Raw genomic sequence first — 18645 nt, 5'->3', positions numbered from 1 at the left:
AGTTCCTATTTCTTTTTAAGTCTTCAATAATTATCTGTGCTGTAAATTTCATAAATCGCTGTTTAATTTTGGAAGGATCTGAAAACTCAGGAAAACTCCATATGATATGCATGTGATTTGGCATTATTACAAATGCATATATAGTCATCTGCTTATTTAAGACTAGATGGTTTAAGCTATTTAATTTACGATAATCATTTTGTAATGATCATCCCTGAGTACCATCTTCCACTCCAGATTTGTTGCAGTAAAGAAATAAAGCTTACCACCTTGCATTATATTGTTAAGATAAATGTTTTATAGAAGCCATCCACATAGTTGTTGGTCAGCCTTTACTATACCTTTGCGAAGACCAACAACGGCCAAAAAATGGCGTTGAATTAGATATTACGGGTACAACAAATAATATTTGGTGGTCACCGGCATTGGGTCTATACAGCACCAAGAAAGCAGGCTCAAGTGTTGTTAATGGGAATGCAACAGTTTATGCCCGGCCGAATCATTACGACGATTTTATCGAACCTCCTAACAAATCTATTATCCGGTATAATGATGGAGTACAATACACCTCTACTGTGATTAATAATAATGGTTGTTTTACAAATCAGTCTGCAACCGTGAAACGCTCTGATTTTAGCGTTAACTCCAGTGAAGAACTTACAAATAGTAGTATAAAAGTTAAATACCCTACTGATGATGCAACTTTTTTTGGTGATGATGTAACAACATCAATATTTGATCAAGATAATGTTGACTTGAAAGCAACAAAACCAAATATGTCTGGAACTGTATCATATACATGGTATAACGTTTCTTTACCGGATAAGCCTGCACTAACCAGCACCAGTCAGGAACTGATTATTGAGCCACCAGGCTCCGGTTATGACGGGACATCAGAGTATCCATCCGATACTTCAATTTTTATGGTGCAATTCTCAAACGGCTCTGTTACTAGTCAATCTTCGATTACAGTAAATGTGACTCCAGGGATTCAAATCTCTCAACCTGCAAGAACAATTATCTGTAATGATGAAATCGAATTGCAACTTTCAGCAACAGGAGCAGATGAAAAAAACGGTGACGTGACTGCTCATGGTATTTATACATGGTACACAAACCAATTTAATGGAAATTCTTTTGCTACTAACAATAAAATTACAGTAACGCCACCAAACAATTCTTCGACAATTTATATTGTACAAGGAGTAACTGCATCTGATGCACCGTTTCCTAATTTAGCAAATTTAGCCAGCATTCAAATTACAACTGATGGAAATGATCCTTCTTATACTGTTGATCGTTCTCCTACAGGCACTATATACGCGGGAGAATGTCTTGAATTATCCATAGATGACCCACAATCACAAAACTATTATACCTGGGAACCTGAACAGGAACTGCAGTCAATTACCGGAAATTCTGTAAATACAATTTCATTATCTGCCGGCATGCATCCTTTCACTGTAAATGGCATTGATACCAAGCCAAACGATTACGGCTGTTGCGGGCAACAGACAAAAACGTATACTGTAAGTTCCACGAAGTGGTGTGCCGATTGTAAAGAGTTTAAAATGTGCAAACCCTATTCAACATTTAATGGATTCTCACAACCCTTGAGCCTGAATTCTGCGTATACTGAGCTTCAAAGCAGAGGATATGAGTTCCAGTGGATAAAAAGCGGAACACCTATGCTCGGTGAAACAAATCCCAGCTATACCATCCAATATCCAACTGGCGAACATCCATCAACCAATGATACTTTTTACTGCAAGATCTATAATTCAGATTTGAATTGCTCGTTCTTTACCGATCCGTTTTACTTCACCAAATTAGACATCACTTGCGAAGAAAATAAGCAATTAACTGAGTTAAATGCTAGTGAGAATTTAGATAAAAATCAATATGAAGTAACAATCTCTCCAAACCCTTCTTCAGAGTTATTTAAGCTTGAGATTTACGATCTGATGAATTCGGGATCACCGAAAGATATTGAGATTAAGGTTATAGATAACTTCAATAGAGTGTTTTCAGATATTGTAGCTACCCTCAATAATGAGTTGAAGGCTGAAATCAATTTAAGCTCTTTATTGCCGGATGGTATCTACTACGCCGTAGTAAAAATCAACAATCAAATTATTGTTAAGCCAATTTTTAAAATTCACTGATATGAGGATTTTATTATTATTTTCTTCTGCCCTATTTTTTTTTAGTCTAAATGCTTTTGCTCAACATTGGGAAGATGTGGTAGGTGGCGTTCATGGACGTTATGAAGGTGAACCGCCCGAAGTTTCATCTATAGTTTCTGATTCTATTCACCACCTTCTTTATGTAGGGGGGATATTTGATAGTGCTGGCGATGTACAATCACGAAATCTTGCTTTTTGGAATGGTACCCGATGGATTTCATCAGAGGCACAATTTGGATATGGGGCTTACATAAATATTATAACAGCCATGATATTATTCCATGATACACTAATTTTTGCAGGGCCTTATGGAGTAGGCCGTTGGATTGACACTACTTATGGTGCGCCTGTAACACCTCAATTAACTGGAGTTACAAGTCTTGCAATTTTTCACGATACTTTATTTGCTGGAAAAAATTCAGCTGTTTATCAGTACACAGGAGAAACGTGGAAGCTTATCGGAAAATTTGAAGCAAACAGTGTTTCCCCTGAAATACATTCAATGGCTGTGTATAACGATCAGCTGATTGTAGGAGGGTTATTCCGAACCATAGATAAAGTTTCCTGTAACAACATCGCTTCATGGGATGGTAAAGCTTGGCATCCTTTGGGGGGCGGTACCAGATGGTCGGTTAGTTCCCTTGAAGGAACGGTTTATTCATTGGCTTCATACAAAGGTGAGCTATACGCTGCCGGGAGTTTTGATACGGCGGGTGATGTCCATTGTTATGATATAGCTCGGTGGAATGGCTCTAAATGGGATAGTGTAGGTCCTAAGACCATTTGCGGAAATACGTATACTATGGTTGCCAATGACAGCTTTTTGTATGTCGGCGGAGGTTTATTTGGTGTAGATCAATATTGTAAGATTTTAAGAGTGGGGAAATGGGATGGAGCTAATTGGTATAATCTGAATTTAGATATTGATTTAGACGTATACTCCGTGGCATTTTTTGATGATGAACTATATGCGGCGGGGCGCTTCTATCTCTTAAATGATACAACCGCACACGGAATAGTAAAATATGTCAATGATATTGCTACGACTGTAGTACCGATTATGACAGAGAAACTTAAAATTTTTCCAAATTTAACTAATGATTATTTTTCCGTGAATAATCCTATTCAACAAGCAGCCCGTCTTTTCATTAGCGATATATACGGCAGAATAGTAAAATCTATGATATTATCGTCATCTTCAAACAATACAAAGGTCGATGTTAGAGACCTTACAATTGGTACATATTTGGTAACGCTGCAAACTGCACTCACCAGAACAAGTCAAAAATTGGTAATAACAACAAAATAAAATAAGATGTGAAAATAGACTAATGGCAAAACATTATAGAATAGTTTTTTCAAGAATTAGATGATAAAGAGTAACAGATAAGTCATACATATACTCAAAGCTTAAGCAATTATAAAAATCATTAACAGAATAAGATTCGTGGTATCTACTATCGTTGATCTAGTTATTTATGATTTAAATTTTCTTCTGGGATGCAGTGTTGGATAGTAATCCATCATAGAGTTCATGGGGATATACGTTATACAGTTCACAAAGCTTAAATAAGTTCAATAAGTGTGGGTAGGTTAGTCGTCGCTCCCACTTTGAGATTCTGTCCGTACTCGAGAACCCTAATTTTGTAGCAACATCAAGCTGTCTCAATCCTTGGCGTTTGCGATATTCACGTAGTTTATTAGGCATATTTATTTCGTTTAAGAATAAAAACTTGACTATGGTGAAGCATACCTTGGTATAGTAATTATCGGAGGAGGGATAATATGCCAGATGTGAGAAAATCTTCCGTTTTATTCTCCGGTTCAATGTTGTTCATGATCTTCCAAAGCTTCACCATATCTTCACTTACTTTCTGCCAAAAATCTTTTGGCGGTGAATCAAGGACAGTATACGATTTCCCTTTATTTGAAGGGTTATTTCGGAAATTTGTTATTTGTGCATTGTTCGAACGAAGATGGAATTTGTAAGATCAGTTATCAAGCGCTGGTGCTTTAAAATTTCTTTCATAATATCTGCACCAATCCTTAATAGGGCATATGCCACATTTAGGCACTCTGGCTATGCAGATATATCTTCCATGCAGGATGAGCCAGTGATGGGCCAATGAAATTTTGTCTTCAGGAATATATCTGATCAACTGCATTTCTGCCTGCAAAGGATTTCTGGCGTTACGCGTTAAACCCAATCTTGCTGACACCCGAAAGACGTGTGTATCTACTGCCATTCTTGGCTGGTTATAGATACAGCTTGCAATTACATTGGCCGTTTTTCTTCCTACACCCGGAAGCTTCTGCAGCTCATCTACGTCTGATGGAATCTCTCCATTAAAATTATCCATCAGCATTTTAGCCATAGCTATAAGGTGCTTTGTTTTATTGTTGGGATAGCTGATACTCTTGATTAAAGGATAAACTTCTTCTGTCTGAGCTCTGGAAAGGGATGCCGCATCAGGAAACCTTGAAAAAAAAGCAGGTGTGGTAATGTTAACTCTCTTATCGGTACATTGAGCCGATAGGATTACAGCCACCAATAATTGATACGGTGATTGGTACTCCAGTTCCGTTTCAGCAAGGGGCTGATGCTTGCTGAAATACTCAAGTACCCCATGGTATCGCTCCTTTAAAGTCATGCCCACAAATATACACGAGCGCCTGCCTTATAAAGGGGTATTGAATTGACATTAATGGTAAGACAGCAAGGATGCATCATCATGCATGCGTTCTTTGCCGGGCAGTTGTTTTACTATAATTAAGAATGATGCTTACGGACGATTCACTTGGCTTTAGATCATCCACATCAAGAAGCTGTGCAGCTTCAGCAAACTGCTGAAAAGATAATGCTGCGTCTGCATCTTCCTGTATCCAGAGTTTTATAAGATGGTCCTCTTCAGGAGATGTTTCACGGTAAATGAAACGGATTAAATCATCAGATGTAAAGGTGTTTGTCATGAATAAGGGTTTAATTGTTCGGACAATACAGTAACGTCCGATTTGCCTCTTATTGTATGACGCTTTGTTTTTTTTAAAAGGCTATAGTGCTATTTGCTTTTCTTTTTGCATTTTTCGCAAATTGATAAGAGCGTACCGCATGCGACCCAGGGCAGTGTTAATGCTCACATTGGTGATATCTGCAATTTCTTTAAAGCTGAGATCAGAATAGTGCCTTAATATCACTACTTCCTTTTGTTCCCCGGGAAGACGGTCTATCATTTCCCTTACCTTATTATGGCTTTGCTGCCTGATAACCAATTTTTCAGGATTGCCGTCAGAGAATTTGAGCACGTTAAAAATGTCAAAGCCATCAGCCGTTGTGATCTGAGGCATTCTCTTAGTCTTGCGGTAATAGTCGATACATAGATTGTGGGCGATACGCATCACCCACGGAAGAAATTTACCTTCTTCCTGGTATTCAGAAGCTCTTAATTTCCTGACCACTTTAATAAAGGTATCCTGGAACAAATCTTCAGCGAGGTATTGATCCCGCACAAACATAAAAATGGATGTAAAAATTTTGCTCTTATGGCGCCGCACTAATATCTCTAATGCCTGCTCATTACCGTTCATGTATTGAAGCACCAGGGCTTCATCATTAAGAATTTGGGTTTGCATATCTACTGCGTTTTGGGTGAATGGATAAATGCACGGTACATTATTATTACCAGCATGCGATTTATTTATTAAAGCGTGTAGATATGAGGCTTATAGTAACTATTTATGTGAGGTAAATGTATTGATGACGAATGATGCTAACTGCAGAAAATGAATTCTGATGAAAAAATTTTCAACAATTAACTAAATGGAGTAGAATTGCAACTTATAGCTTTATATTATGTTTTATAAGTGTAAACTAAGTGCAATAATAGATGATTTCCTGATATAAATGGTTGCCTGCTTGAAATGACAAATCAAATATCAAAATTAAATTCTGAAAAAACAAAACTTAACAATTCCAGAAATATTTTTATCAAGGGTGCAAGAACCCACAATCTAAAAAATATTGATGTAGAGATTCCACGTAATAAATTAGTAGTGATAACCGGAGTTTCAGGATCCGGGAAATCATCTCTTACCATTGATACATTGTATGCAGAAGGTCAAAGACGTTATGTTGAATCTTTATCTTCATATGCGCGCCAGTTTTTAATGCGAATGAATAAGCCTGATGTGGATTATATAAAAGGCATTTCCCCTGCTATAGCAATCGAGCAAAAAGTCAGCACCCGAACTTCACGTTCTACAGTAGGAACCTTGACTGAAATCTATGATTACCTCCGGATTTTGTTTGCAAGAATTGGCAAAACTACCTCGCCTATTTCTGGAGAAGTGGTGATTAAAAATGATGTTAGCGATGTAGTTAATTATGCTAACACATTAGAGGACAAAATAACACTCTTAGTATTAATTCCCCTAAAAAAAATACATAACCGCAGCTTTAAGGAGGAACTAAATATTATTCTTCAGAAGGGATTTTCACGGGTTTTTATAGATGGCGAAATTAAAAAAGTAGAAGATTTTCTTTCCGAAATCGACTCCGATCGTACAGAGACTTTCTACAAGAAAATAAAAGTGGTGATTGATCGTATCTCCTGGAATAAATCGGATTCCGACACTCAAACCCGGCTGGCAGATTCTGTTCAGATTGCATTTTTTGAAAGTGAAGGTGATTGCATCATTCATTCAAAAGAATCGGGTGAAAAAAGTTTTTCCAACCGCTTTGAAATGGATGAGATGTGCTTTGAAGAACCTACTCCTCAATTTTTTAACTTCAATAACCCATACGGTGCATGTAAAATGTGTGAAGGGTTCGGAGCGGTTATCGGCATTGATGAAGATCTGGTGATACCCGATAAAAACCTTTCTGTATATGAAGGAGCCGTCGCATGCTGGAAAGGAGAAAAGATGAAGGAATGGAACGAGGAGCTTATCCGCTATTCGAGAAAAAATGATTTTCCCATTCATCGCCCTTATAAAGATTTATCTGAACTGCACAAAAAATTATTATGGCAGGGAAGTGAAACCATTCATGGAATCAGCGAATTTTTTAAATGGGTAGAATCCCAATCTTATAAAATTCAATACAGGGTAATGCTCTCAAGATACAGGGGAAAAACCACCTGTCCTGACTGCAAAGGCACCCGGCTGCGAAAAGATTCTTTATATGTAAAGCTGAATGGTATATCCATTATTGATCTGGTTTTAATGCCCATCAATGAAGTCTATGAGTTTTTTAAGTCATTAAAGCTTTCCTCAAAAGAACAAGAAATAAGCAGGCGCATTTTAATTGAAATTAGCAACCGACTGCAGCTTATGATGGATGTGGGACTTAGTTATTTAACTCTGAATCGTTTGTCATCTACACTTTCAGGGGGCGAAACCCAGCGTATACACCTTACAAGAATGCTGGGAAGTAACCTTACCTCATCCCTTTATTTGCTTGATGAACCCAGCGTAGGTTTACATCCTCGCGATACGGAGCGGCTTGTAAAAGTTTTGCACAAGCTCCGTGACCTTGGTAATACGGTGATTGTTGTGGAGCACGAAGAAGCAATTATGCGTCATAGCGACCATATTATTGATATGGGCCCACTGGCTGGTCTTTTCGGAGGTGAAATCACCTTTAATGGTAGCTTCAGAGATATTTTAACCGATGAAAAAAGCCTGACAGCAAAATATCTGACGGGTGACCTTTTCATACCCGTTCCCAGGCAACGAAGCAAGTGGCTGTCTTTTCTGCAGATAATAGGGGCAAGTGAGCACAACCTTAAAAACGTGAATGCTACTTTTCCATTAAATGCCATAACTGTTGTTACCGGAGTAAGCGGTTCGGGAAAAACAACCCTTGTTCGTAAGATCCTTTACCCCGCTCTTCAAAAATTAATGAATGGCTATGGAGAAAAAGCCGGCTTGCATAAGGAGATACGGGGTGATTATAAAATGATCTCGCAAATAGAAATGGTAGATCAGAACCCTTTGGGAAAATCTTCCCGATCAAATCCTGTAACCTATATAAAAGCTTACGATGCTATCCGCGATTTTTTTGCCGCTCAGCATGCATCAAAAATGAAAGGATTTAAGTCGAAGCATTTTTCATTTAATGTAGAGGGGGGCAGGTGCGAAACATGCAAGGGGGAAGGAGAAATAATTGTTGAAATGCAATTTCTTGCTGATGTACATCTTGTGTGTGAAGATTGCGGCGGTAAACGTTTTAAACAGGAAGTTTTGGATATCGCCTATAAAGAGAAAAATATTGCTGATGTGCTGGAATTGAGTGTAGATGAAGCAATAGAATTTTTCTGGGATGAAAATAAAATTGTCGACCTCATTAAGCCTTTACAGGACGTAGGCCTGGGTTACGTTAAACTTGGGCAGTCGTCAAGTACACTGAGTGGTGGTGAAGCGCAACGCGTGAAACTCGCTTCCTTTCTTGGCAAGGGAAATTCCAATAACCCGGTTTTATTCATCTTTGATGAACCTACCACAGGCTTGCATTTTCATGATATTGGTAAACTATTGGGGGCATTTGAAATGCTTATTAAAAATAATCACACAGTCATAATTATTGAGCATAACATGGAAGTAATAAAATGTGCCGACCATGTAATTGATCTTGGTCCTGAGGGTGGTAACGGTGGAGGTTATGTTTTATATGAAGGCACACCCGAAGGATTGGCTAAGGTAACAGAATCATTTACCGGCCAATTCTTAAAAAATAAACTTGCACCTCAGGATTCAGAAGTAAAAGTTTAGACAGCTTTGTATTCTTTATCCTGCTAACTGTGAACAATTAAATTTTATTCTTTAAAATTGATCTACCAATTATCCGGAACAGATATTTGTAGGCTTCACTGAATGTAGGTTCTAACCCTGATTGTTAAATGAAACAACCGGTATACCAATCTTTTCTTTCAGCTAAAAATAACAGGCAGAAGAAATTTGCAATGCTCATTGATCCTGACCGTGTATCGGCTGAATCTTTAGTGCGAATAGCAGATGCTGCACAAAAGGCTGCTGTCGATTTTTTATTTTTAGGTGGAAGCCTGGTGATTAATAATACGTTTAATGAATGCGTATACATTTTAAAAAGTTGCTGTGAAATTCCCATAATTATTTTTCCTGCCCATGCTATGCAGGTCCAGGAAGATGCCGATGCCATACTGTTCCTTTCCCTTATTTCCGGGAGAAATCCGGAATTGCTGATAGGCCAGCATGTTATTGCAGCACCTCTTCTAAGAGCAAGTTCGCTTGAAATTATTCCAACAGGTTATATGCTTGTGGATGGTGGTGCACCAACCACTGTTTCATATATTAGTAATACCATACCCATCCCCTGGGATAAGGATGAAATTGCAGTATGCACCGCACTTGCAGGTGAATATTTAGGATTGAAAATATTGTACCTTGATACAGGAAGCGGCGCATTAAATTCTGTTAGCACGTCTATGGTGAGCAAAGTAAGCACAGCCACATCCGTACCTCTGATTGCAGGAGGAGGAATCAGATCTGCTGAAAAAGCTTACGACCTTTGCCAGGCAGGAGCCGATATAATCGTGGCGGGAAATGCAATCGAGAAAGACTTTGCATTGATTGGTAAGCTTTCAAATGCTGTGCACGCTGCAGTTTCCGTTTAAACTTATAGTGACAGTACTCCAAATGATACAAATGACAAAACCATAATATGCGGGGCCGCGTTATTAAATCGACGGGAAGCTGGTACCATGTACGGCTGGATGACGGAACGGTAGTTTCAGCACGCACGAAGGGTAAATTACGCCTGATAGACAGGCGCACTACAAATCCGGTTAATATCGGAGACCTGGTTATGATAGAATCGGGAGAGGAAGATTCACAGATTACCGAAGTGCTGCCGCGTACAAATTATATTATCCGTCAGTCATCGCGCAACAGAACAGCAGAGCATATACTGGCTGCAAACCTTGATCAGGCAATGCTTATTGCTACTATCATTCTTCCAAGGACATCCACAGGTTTTATTGACCGGTTTTTAGTTACCGCCACAGCATATCATGTGCCTGCTGTTATTGTTTTCAATAAAACAGATTTATATAGTGAAGAAGAATTTAGTGTGTTGCATGAATGGCAAAAAATATATGAATCTGCAGGCTATAAAGTGATCCATGTTTCCGCTGAAAAAGAGGAAAACATCAGTGCGGTAAGAGAAATTTTACAAAGTAAAATCACTTTGGTCGCCGGTCATTCCGGAGTGGGCAAATCAACACTTATCAATAAAATTGATCCCCGGCTAAATTTAAAAATTGACGGACTGGCTCGCTATAATGATAAAGGCAAACATACTACCACCTTTGCGGAAATGCTGGAATTACCATTCGGCGGATTCATTATAGACACTCCTGGTATTAAAGAATTTGGAATTCTGGATATTGAAGAAGCAGAAGTCTCACACTATTTTCCTGAGATGGAAAAGCAGCTTCATAGTTGCCGGTTTCACAATTGCCTGCATATAGATGAGCCGGATTGTGCGGTAAAGGACGCAGTTAGTCAGGGTGAGATTGCTGAATCGCGATACATCAATTATTTATCTATTATCCATGAATTAAAAACGGATGAGAAGATCTATGATTAATAATGTATCAGTTGATAATTTTGATAGGACCTGTCGATTCATCCGTAGTTTCTTTTCTGCACTATAGGTTACCTTAAATGAAGCTGCAGGTCAAAAAATCTGGAATGAGACGGGAGAGCCAGCTACACCGTAACTTCCTTTTTCTTAAACTGGAGCTCATATAAATTTTTATAATGTCCGTCGCGGGCAAGCAGTTCTTCATGGGTTCCCATCTCTTTTACTTCACCTTTATCCAATACCAGTATCTTGTCTGCATGCTGAATGGTGGAGAGGCGATGAGCTATGATAATAGACGTTCTTCCTTCAATCAGTTTCTCAATTGCATTTTGAATTAACAGTTCAGATTCCGTATCTATGGAAGAAGTGGCTTCATCCAGAATAAGAATCTTAGGATTAAACACCAGGGCACGGACAAAAGAAATTAATTGTCTCTGTCCAATGGAAAGCGTTGCGCCGCGCTCCATCACGTTGAAATGATATTTATCAGGAAGCCTTTCTATCCACTGATCTATGCCGCAGAGCCTTGCAGCATGTCGCACCTGTTCTTCCGAAATGCCGGGATTTCTAAGAGTAATATTATCCATTACCGAACCAGAGAAAAGAAATACATCCTGCAGGACTACCGCTATTTTGCTGCGAAGTGATAGCAAATCATATTCCTTCAGATTCACTCCATCCAAAAAAATAGCTCCTTTCTGAATTTCATAAAGACGGTTTAATATGCTGATAATAGAAGTTTTTCCTGCCCCGGTTGCTCCCACTATCGCAAGTGTCTGGCCCGCTTCCATATCAAACGATACATTTTTTAAAACAAAATTTTCCTCGGTATAAGCAAACCAAACTTTGTCGAATTCAAGGTCACCGTGAATGTGCTCTGCTATTTTTGCACCTGTATTAACCATTTTATCGCGGTGATCAAGAAGCTTGAATACCCGCTCACTGGCAACCATACCCATTTGCAACGTATTGAACTTATCTGCAAGCATTCGAATAGGGCGAAAAAGTAAATTGATATACAAGATAAAAGAAATCATTACGCCTACTGTAGTCTTATCTTTAAGCACCTCGTATGCACCGTACCAAACCAGTAAGCCAAGGGCCATAGATGAGATTATTTCCACTACCGGAAAAAATATAGAATAATACCAGATAGACCGGATATTTGCATCGCGGTGATCGCGATTGATAAGCTCAAACTTTTTTATTTCGCGGCTTTCAGCATTAAATATTTGCACCACGCTCATTCCTGATATATGCTCCTGTAAAAACCCATTCAGCCGCGCCACCTGATTCCTTACTTCAGTAAAAGACTTTCGAATACCTTCTTTGAAAATATATGCTGCCACGAAAAGGATCGGCAATACGGAAAGACAAACAAAGGTGAGCTGCCATGATAAATAAAACATCATTCCCAACACGGCGACGATGGTTAATAAATCACTTAAAATGGTTATTACTCCTTCAGCAAATATGTCGTTGATTGCCTCTACATCATTAATAGTGCGAGTGGTAGCGGTACCTAAAGGTGTACGGTCAAAAAAACCAAGGTTCAGATGTAGTAAATGGTCGTAAACTTTTGATCTGAGATCCCGAACAATGGATTGTCCCAACCAATTGGTAGTAAAAGTGAAATTATAGGTAAGAATTGCCTGTATAGTAAGAATGCCAAATAAAATACCTGTCATCATCAGAAGCTTGTTCCAATTACCATTGATAATATATTTATCTATGGTAATCTGGATCAGATAAGGGTTTAACGGAGAAAGGGAAGCCATAAGTACCGCAATAGTAACGGCCACGTAGAACTGTTTTTTATAAGGAGATGCAAGCCGCAGAATCCTGCGAAGCAGCGTTATATCAATTACCTTATTAATAAACTTTTTCAGAATTTATATTTTGGAATTAAAATTAAATCAATTTCTAAAAGGCATAGTTCCGGACTAAAATTTTAATTTTTGCAATTGGTCCTTTTTATATTCTACGCTCATTAATGTTAATCCCTGTGCAGGAGCCGAAAAGTCAGTTTTGTGTGGCTGTCCGCTTTTAAGGATAGTATTCAAATCTTCCAGTGTTATTTTTTGCCTTGCATAACGAATAGATGTTGCAACAATACCACGAACCATACCGCGCAGAAACCGGTTGGCCGTAATGTTGAATGTCAAAAGATTTTCTTTTGCGTCAAAATGCCAGCATGCAAAACTGATTTTACACAGAGAGGTTTTTACTTGCGTCCTTCTTTTACTAAAAGCGGCAAAGTCGGTATGGGATTGAAAGAGTTTTGCTGCCTCGTTCAACGTGGTCACGGATAATTCCGGATAGGGATAATAGCAGCTGAATTCTGAAATGAAAGGGTTTTTTTCATAAGAAATTAAATATTGGTAGCTGCGGGCTTTGGCATCAAATCGGGCATTAAAATTTTCATTAGCAATAAAAACATTTTTCAACGAAATATCACGTGACAACAAAAAATTCATTCTTCTTAAAAAATCAGGTAAAATTTCCTTGTCTGTATCAAAATGAACAAAATTTTGTCTGGCATGCACTCCGGAATCAGTGCGCCCGGATGCCAATACCATTATCTTTTCCCTGAATAATATAGAAAGCTTTTCATTAACCTCACGCTGTATGGTATTATCTGTATTCTTTTGAATTTGCCAGCCCTGGTACCTGCTACCATTATAACAGAGTTCTATAACAACTCTGCGGATCACCGGGAGCTATTTTTTTCTTTACGAGGTAACAACTTAAAGGGATCCGTTAGAATTGTCTCACCCTGACCCCGAAGTTTATTTTTTTTACCAATCATATATCTTACTATAGATCAATGCCTTCATAAATAACAGATGCACCCTGCCCAACACCTACACACATGGTCGCCAATCCATATTTAGCTTTATTACGCTTCATTTCATGAAGCAAAGTGGTGGAAATTCTTGCACCGCTGCAGCCTAATGGATGGCCAATTGCTATGGCACCTCCATTCACGTTAACCTTCTTTGGATTTAAATCCAACTCCCGGATGCATGCAATAGATTGAGAGGCAAAAGCTTCATTTAGCTCAACAAGGTCAATATCCTCCAAATCAACATTCGCCCGTTTCAACGCTTTTTGTGTGGCAGGAACAGGCCCAATGCCCATAAATTCGGGCTCCACTCCGGCTACTGCACTGCCCACTATTCGGGCCATAGGCATCAAATTAAATCTTTTTACTGCATTTTCAGAAGCGAGCAGCAGCATGGCAGCTCCATCATTTATGCCGGAAGAATTACCCGCCGTAACAGTTCCATTTTCCATAAAGGCGGGTTTTAAAGCTGCAAGCTTTTCCAGGGATGGAAGACGTGGTTGCTCATCTTTTATAACAAAAATTTCCTCCTCTTTATTTATTCTGACATAAACAGGAACTATTTCTTCTTTAAATTTTTCCTTCTCAAAAGCCTTTTCATATTTTGATGATGAATGGAAAGCAAATTCATCCTGTTCCTCCCTTTTAATTTTCCATTTCTTAGCAATATTTTCAGCTGTTTGACCCATGGAAAAAGGGTAATATTTGTCGGCCAGATTTTTATTTATAAAGCGCCAGCCAATGGTGGTGTCAAAAACCTCGGGCTTTCTATCAAAAGGAGTTTCTGATTTCGCCATTACAAAAGGAGCGCGGCTCATACTTTCAACACCTCCTGCTAAATACACATCTCCATCACCACAGCGAATAGCCCGGCTTGCATTTATTATTGCATCAAGTCCGGAAGCGCACAACCTGTTTACTGTGGAACCAGCAATATGTACAGGTAATCCAGCCAGGAGAAGCGCCATCCTTGCTACATTACGGTTGTCTTCACCAGCCTGGTTGGCATCGCCCAATATTACATCTTCGATAAGGTCTGTATCTATATTAGGATTCCGTTCTATAATAGATTTAATAACGGTAGCAGCAAGATCGTCAGGACGAACAGAACTTAAAGCGCCTCCGTATTTTCCTATAGGGGTCCGAATAGCATCAATAACATATACGGTATTCATTCAATCTTATTTAACTTGCAGCCCGCAAAATTACTATTAGTAAGGCAGATACATTTGCCAACTCTGCCCGGATTGTTAAAATATTCGCCCCAATATGCTACAGCGTCTTCAAACTGTGTACCTGCTGCTTTCCTTAGGTTGTATAGTTCTCTTACTTTTTTTCCCTGTCTGGCAAACTACACGAGGATACAGCGCGGAAGGGCTTAATACAGTAGGTGCAGGCACCCATATATTTTTAATGCCAGTGGCGGCGATCTTAGTTTTTTCACATCTGGTTGCTATTTTTCTTTTCAAAAACAGAAAAAGGCAACTGCAATTCTGCACAGGAAATATTCTCCTCTTTATTATTTACCTCATTTGGGCACTTATAATTATCCAAACTGAAAGTCATATTTTCCAAAATTTTAATATTGCTGAATTTAAAACAGGTGCTTATTTACCTTTAATCGGAATGATTTTAAATATTCTTGCACGAATAGGAATTTTGAAGGACGAAGCCCTCATAAGATCTATGAACAGGCTGCGTTAAACTTGATCGTTTTTATTATTTCGCCGGCATCAGGGTCTGCCATGGTTCTTCTTAAAACAATACACCTATCTTCGCGCCCGAAAAAACCTACTGTTGAATTCTCTTGTTAAGAAGCTTGCTCAACAAACGGCGATTTACGGTGTCAGCAGTATTCTTGCACGCTTTCTTAATTATGCCTTAGTACCTATACAAACCCGTGTTTTCCATCCGGAAGCATTCGGAGTAGTAACGCAGTTTTATGCTTATGCAGGTTTTCTAAATATCCTTTTTACCTATGGTATGGAAACTGCGTTTTTTCGCTATGCTACACTCCGGGAAGATAAAAAGCCGGTGTACGATACCGGCATAGCATCCATATTATTTACCTCACTGCTGTTTTCTGCTACACTTATAGTTTTCAGGGTTCCAATTGCTTCCGCAATGCAGTTTTATGGTCATACTGAATATGTAACCATACTTGCCCTGATACTCGGTCTTGATGCAATTGTCACCATTCCTTTTGCGCATCTGAGGCAAGAAAACCGGCCCATCCGTTTTGCAACCTTCAAGGTGGTTAACATCAGCTTCAATGTTTTTTTCAATATTTTATTTCTTATTGTATGCCCGTGCATATTAGAGTATCCGTCTTTTTCTTCAATTTGTGGCTTTATCCACGTCATTTACAATCCCGCGCTTGGGGTAAAGTATATTTTTATTTCAAGCCTTATAGCCAGCATTGCTACCATAGTAGCAATGTCACGATATTTTTTTATCAGACATTGGAAAATCAGCATCGGCTTGTGGAAGGAAATGCTTAGATACGCCTGGCCCCTTATTATAGTGGGACTCGCAGGAATGGGAAATGAATTATTGAGCAGAATCCTTCTCACACGAAGGTGGAATGGAACATATGATGAAGCTCTTCATGCACTGGGTGTATTCGGAGCCTGTTATAAGATGAGCCTGCTAATGACCCTTTTTGTGCAGGCATATCGCATGGCAGCGGAGCCTTTCTTTTTTGGCGAATCAAAGAAACAGAATCCACAGCTCACTTATGCCCGCACCATGAATTTCTTTGTGATTTTCTGCTGCTTTATCTTTTTACTCGTTACCTTGTTTATGGATTTTTTTAAGGAAATTTTTATGGGGAAGGAATATTATGAAGGCGTTCGTGTAGTACCTGTTTTACTGATGGCCAACTTTTTTCTTGGTGTCTATTATAACCTTACAATCTGGTATAAGCTCACTAATAAAAACTTTGCAGGGTCCCTGATTGCCTTTGGTGGAGTGATCATTACATTTTTACTTAACTGGCTCTGGATACCAACATATGGCTACTATGGCTCCTCGTGGGTAACATTCATTTGTTATGGATCCATGATGATAGTATCATTTTTGCTTGGACAACGATACTACCCTGTTCCGTACGATGTGAAAAGATTTTTTACTTATTTAATCATTTCGGTAATTCTTTTTATATCCGGAAACCAGATTATAAGCTTAAGTAATGCATCTATCCATTATCTGAATTACCTGGTTGGAACTTTATTTCTGGCTGCATTTTTATTTATTGTTTATATTTTTGAAACTGGTCAGATCAAAATATTTAAAGCTATAGGATGAGGATTTTTTGACTATTATCTTTTGTTAATTACGTGAAAGTTTGATTGCTGATTAATTTAATAGTTATATAGTAGGAATATGGTATTACTTAACTTGTTATTCTTATCATCAATCTGATTATCCCGACCTATGAAAATAAAGGTAATTAACCGCTCCCAAAATCCATTGCCTGCATATGAAACCAGTGGATCGGCAGGATTGGATTTGAGAGCCCATCTTGAGGAGCAGGTAGTTTTACAGCCATTGGAAAGAAAGTTAATTCCAACGGGATTTTCCGTGGAATTACCGGATGGGTTCGAAGCACAAATCCGACCCCGCAGCGGGCTGGCCTTAAAAAAGGGGATATCGTTGCTTAATACACCCGGTACAATAGATTCAGATTACAGGGGAGAAATTAAGATTATCATGATCAACCTTTCAAATGAATTGCAGGTAATAGAAAACGGAGAGCGGATAGCTCAAATGATCATTACAAAATATGAAAGGATTGAATGGAATTTAGTAGAGCAACTGGAAACTACCGATCGCGGCGCAGGTGGATTCGGACATACCGGGTTAAAATGACGGCGCAATCCTACAGAATAATTGATGCATTTCCGTCACTCACCATTTTAAAGCTTTTAATGTATAAAAAATAATTGCAGTATTAACAAAGCAGCGAAAAGAATGAGAATTATTGTTCCAATGGCGGGCCTGGGCAAGCGTATGCGCCCTCATACATTAACAACACCAAAACCGTTAATACCTATTGCGGGAAAACCTATAGTTCAGCGATTAGTAGAATATATCGCAGAAATGTGCGAAGATAAAATAGACCATATTGCCTTTATTGTTGGTGATTTTGGAAAAGAGGTAGAAAAAAATTTATTGAAAATTGCACAAAATCTTGGCGCCACGGGATCCATTCACTTACAAGCTGACCCACTCGGCACCGCTCATGCAATTCTTTGCGCAGAAGAGTATCTAAAAGAACATGTAATTATCGCCTTTGCTGATACACTTTTTTATACCGACTTTAAAATTAATAAGGAGGCAGATGGTGTAATTTGGGTTCATAAAGTTGAGAATCCTCAGCAGTTTGGAGTCGTGAAAATTGGACAGGAAGGCTATATTATAGAATTTATTGAAAAATCTCCCGAAATAATCTCAGACCTCGCAATAATCGGTATCTATTATTTCAAGGATGGGGCAAATCTGAAACACGAATTGCAGTATTTAATTGATCATGATATTCGGGAAAAGGGTGAATTTCAATTAACAACAGCGATGGAACACATGAAAAATAAAGGTTTACGGCTCTACCCAGGCGAGGTAAAGCAGTGGCTCGATTGTGGGAATAAGGATGCTACAGTTGCTACTAACCGCCAGGTACTGGATTATCTTCGAAATGATCATTTAATAGATCAAAGTGCCATCATCGAGAATTCCACAATTATCCCTCCTGCTTTTATAGGTTTAGGTGCCTCAATAAAAAATTCCATAGTAGGCCCTCATGTTTCTATAGGTGAAAAATCTATTATTGAAAATTGCATTTTGAAAAATTCTATTGTTCAGACACATTCCAGGATAAAAAATCGTTTAATACAAAACTCTATGATAGGAAATCACGTTATCATGACTGGACATATGGATGAATTAAGCATTGGAGATTATTCTTCTAATTTTTAAGTTTCAATAAACAGGCTGAC

At 38.6% G+C, this 18645-nt stretch carries 17 protein-coding genes; 9 read left to right on the top strand and 8 right to left on the bottom strand.

From position 1 onward, the window contains the following. Nucleotides 1-148 (bottom strand): transposase (locus tag H0W62_03965; GenBank protein ID MBA3647698.1); only part of this gene is annotated, 148 nt, incomplete at its 3' end. Nucleotides 149-425: 277 nt separating this feature from the next. Between H0W62_03965 and H0W62_03960 the strand changes: the two genes are divergently transcribed. Together H0W62_03960 and H0W62_03955 are read left to right on the top strand one after the other, a co-directional pair. Further along, nucleotides 426-2165 carry a T9SS type A sorting domain-containing protein gene (locus H0W62_03960; GenBank protein MBA3647697.1) on the top strand — a complete coding sequence of 580 codons (1740 nt, stop codon included), beginning with the start codon at nucleotides 426-428 and terminating at the stop codon, nucleotides 2163-2165. Nucleotide 2166: 1 nt separating this feature from the next. Further along, nucleotides 2167-3495, top strand: coding sequence for a T9SS type A sorting domain-containing protein (locus H0W62_03955; protein MBA3647696.1), 1329 nt, complete (start codon nucleotides 2167-2169; stop codon nucleotides 3493-3495). A 174-nt stretch (nucleotides 3496-3669) separates the two neighbouring features. Here the strand turns inward: H0W62_03955 and H0W62_03950 are convergent, their stop codons facing one another. The 4 genes from H0W62_03950 to H0W62_03935 form a co-directional block, all read right to left on the bottom strand. Next, a complete protein-coding gene (locus tag H0W62_03950; protein MBA3647695.1) occupies nucleotides 3670-3855 on the bottom strand; it encodes a helix-turn-helix transcriptional regulator in 186 nt (61 codons plus the stop codon). Nucleotides 3856-4177: 322 nt separating this feature from the next. Next, nucleotides 4178-4837, bottom strand: coding sequence for an endonuclease III (gene nth, locus H0W62_03945; GenBank protein MBA3647694.1), 660 nt, complete (start codon nucleotides 4835-4837; stop codon nucleotides 4178-4180). 79 nt (nucleotides 4838-4916) lie between these two features. Then, nucleotides 4917-5156: a hypothetical protein gene (locus H0W62_03940; protein ID MBA3647693.1), complete on the bottom strand. Its 240-nt coding sequence runs from the start codon at nucleotides 5154-5156 to the stop codon at nucleotides 4917-4919. An 81-nt stretch (nucleotides 5157-5237) separates the two neighbouring features. Next, on the bottom strand, nucleotides 5238-5816 hold the full coding sequence (locus H0W62_03935; GenBank protein MBA3647692.1) for a sigma-70 family RNA polymerase sigma factor: 579 nt from the start codon (nucleotides 5814-5816) through the stop codon (nucleotides 5238-5240). Nucleotides 5817-6104: 288 nt separating this feature from the next. On the opposite strand from H0W62_03935, the gene uvrA reads away from it, so the two are divergent. The 3 genes from uvrA to rsgA all read left to right on the top strand — a co-directional run bounded on the left by uvrA (nucleotide 6105) and on the right by rsgA (nucleotide 10809). After that, complete coding sequence (uvrA, locus tag H0W62_03930; GenBank protein ID MBA3647691.1) at nucleotides 6105-8954, top strand: excinuclease ABC subunit UvrA; 2850 nt, start codon at nucleotides 6105-6107, stop codon at nucleotides 8952-8954. 128 nt (nucleotides 8955-9082) lie between these two features. Further along, nucleotides 9083-9835, top strand: a complete 753-nt coding sequence (locus H0W62_03925) for a geranylgeranylglyceryl/heptaprenylglyceryl phosphate synthase (GenBank protein MBA3647690.1) — start codon at nucleotides 9083-9085, stop codon at nucleotides 9833-9835. 47 nt (nucleotides 9836-9882) lie between these two features. Next, nucleotides 9883-10809 (top strand): ribosome small subunit-dependent GTPase A, encoded by a 927-nt coding sequence (gene rsgA / locus H0W62_03920; GenBank protein MBA3647689.1) that lies wholly within the window; start codon nucleotides 9883-9885, stop codon nucleotides 10807-10809. A gap of 122 nt (nucleotides 10810-10931) precedes the next feature. Here rsgA and H0W62_03915 read toward each other — a convergent pair whose 3' ends face one another. From H0W62_03915 to H0W62_03905, 3 genes are all read right to left on the bottom strand, one after another. Beyond that, complete coding sequence (locus H0W62_03915; protein MBA3647688.1) at nucleotides 10932-12698, bottom strand: ABC transporter ATP-binding protein; 1767 nt, start codon at nucleotides 12696-12698, stop codon at nucleotides 10932-10934. A 51-nt stretch (nucleotides 12699-12749) separates the two neighbouring features. Next, nucleotides 12750-13520, bottom strand: a complete 771-nt coding sequence (gene truA / locus H0W62_03910; GenBank protein ID MBA3647687.1) for a tRNA pseudouridine(38-40) synthase TruA — start codon at nucleotides 13518-13520, stop codon at nucleotides 12750-12752. Between the two features lie 103 nt (nucleotides 13521-13623). After that, nucleotides 13624-14826 carry an acetyl-CoA C-acyltransferase gene (locus H0W62_03905; GenBank protein ID MBA3647686.1) on the bottom strand — a complete coding sequence of 401 codons (1203 nt, stop codon included), beginning with the start codon at nucleotides 14824-14826 and terminating at the stop codon, nucleotides 13624-13626. Nucleotides 14827-14920: 94 nt separating this feature from the next. Here H0W62_03905 and H0W62_03900 point away from each other — a divergent pair, with 94 nt between their 5' ends. The 4 genes from H0W62_03900 to H0W62_03885 all read left to right on the top strand — a co-directional run bounded on the left by H0W62_03900 (nucleotide 14921) and on the right by H0W62_03885 (nucleotide 18625). Further along, entirely contained in the window at nucleotides 14921-15355 is a 435-nt protein-coding gene (locus tag H0W62_03900; protein MBA3647685.1) for a DUF4293 domain-containing protein, read from the top strand. Between the two features lie 93 nt (nucleotides 15356-15448). Further along, nucleotides 15449-16957: a polysaccharide biosynthesis protein gene (locus H0W62_03895; GenBank protein ID MBA3647684.1), complete on the top strand. Its 1509-nt coding sequence runs from the start codon at nucleotides 15449-15451 to the stop codon at nucleotides 16955-16957. Between the two features lie 129 nt (nucleotides 16958-17086). Continuing rightward, a complete protein-coding gene (dut, locus tag H0W62_03890; GenBank protein ID MBA3647683.1) occupies nucleotides 17087-17521 on the top strand; it encodes a dUTP diphosphatase in 435 nt (144 codons plus the stop codon). 102 nt (nucleotides 17522-17623) lie between these two features. Then, nucleotides 17624-18625: an NTP transferase domain-containing protein gene (locus H0W62_03885; GenBank protein MBA3647682.1), complete on the top strand. Its 1002-nt coding sequence runs from the start codon at nucleotides 17624-17626 to the stop codon at nucleotides 18623-18625. The last annotated feature ends 20 nt before the right edge of the window (nucleotides 18626-18645 follow it).

Source organism: Chitinophagales bacterium (genome assembly GCA_013816805.1).
In the GTDB taxonomy this organism is placed as follows: Bacteria; Bacteroidota; Bacteroidia; order Chitinophagales; family UBA10324; genus MGR-bin340.
This window is presented reverse-complemented; position numbering and strand designations above follow the sequence as displayed.

Coding starts and splice junctions, on each gene's coding strand:
- H0W62_03955 (MBA3647696.1), top strand. CDS start 2,167: ATGAGGATTTTATTATTATTTTCTTCTGCCCTATTTTTTTTTAGTCTA.
- nth (MBA3647694.1), bottom strand. CDS start 4,837: ATGACTTTAAAGGAGCGATACCATGGGGTACTTGAGTATTTCAGCAAG.
- H0W62_03940 (MBA3647693.1), bottom strand. CDS start 5,156: ATGACAAACACCTTTACATCTGATGATTTAATCCGTTTCATTTACCGT.
- H0W62_03935 (MBA3647692.1), bottom strand. CDS start 5,816: ATGCAAACCCAAATTCTTAATGATGAAGCCCTGGTGCTTCAATACATG.
- uvrA (MBA3647691.1), top strand. CDS start 6,105: ATGACAAATCAAATATCAAAATTAAATTCTGAAAAAACAAAACTTAAC.
- H0W62_03925 (MBA3647690.1), top strand. CDS start 9,083: ATGAAACAACCGGTATACCAATCTTTTCTTTCAGCTAAAAATAACAGG.
- rsgA (MBA3647689.1), top strand. CDS start 9,883: ATGCGGGGCCGCGTTATTAAATCGACGGGAAGCTGGTACCATGTACGG.
- H0W62_03905 (MBA3647686.1), bottom strand. CDS start 14,826: ATGAATACCGTATATGTTATTGATGCTATTCGGACCCCTATAGGAAAA.
- H0W62_03900 (MBA3647685.1), top strand. CDS start 14,921: ATGCTACAGCGTCTTCAAACTGTGTACCTGCTGCTTTCCTTAGGTTGT.
- dut (MBA3647683.1), top strand. CDS start 17,087: ATGAAAATAAAGGTAATTAACCGCTCCCAAAATCCATTGCCTGCATAT.
- H0W62_03885 (MBA3647682.1), top strand. CDS start 17,624: ATGAGAATTATTGTTCCAATGGCGGGCCTGGGCAAGCGTATGCGCCCT.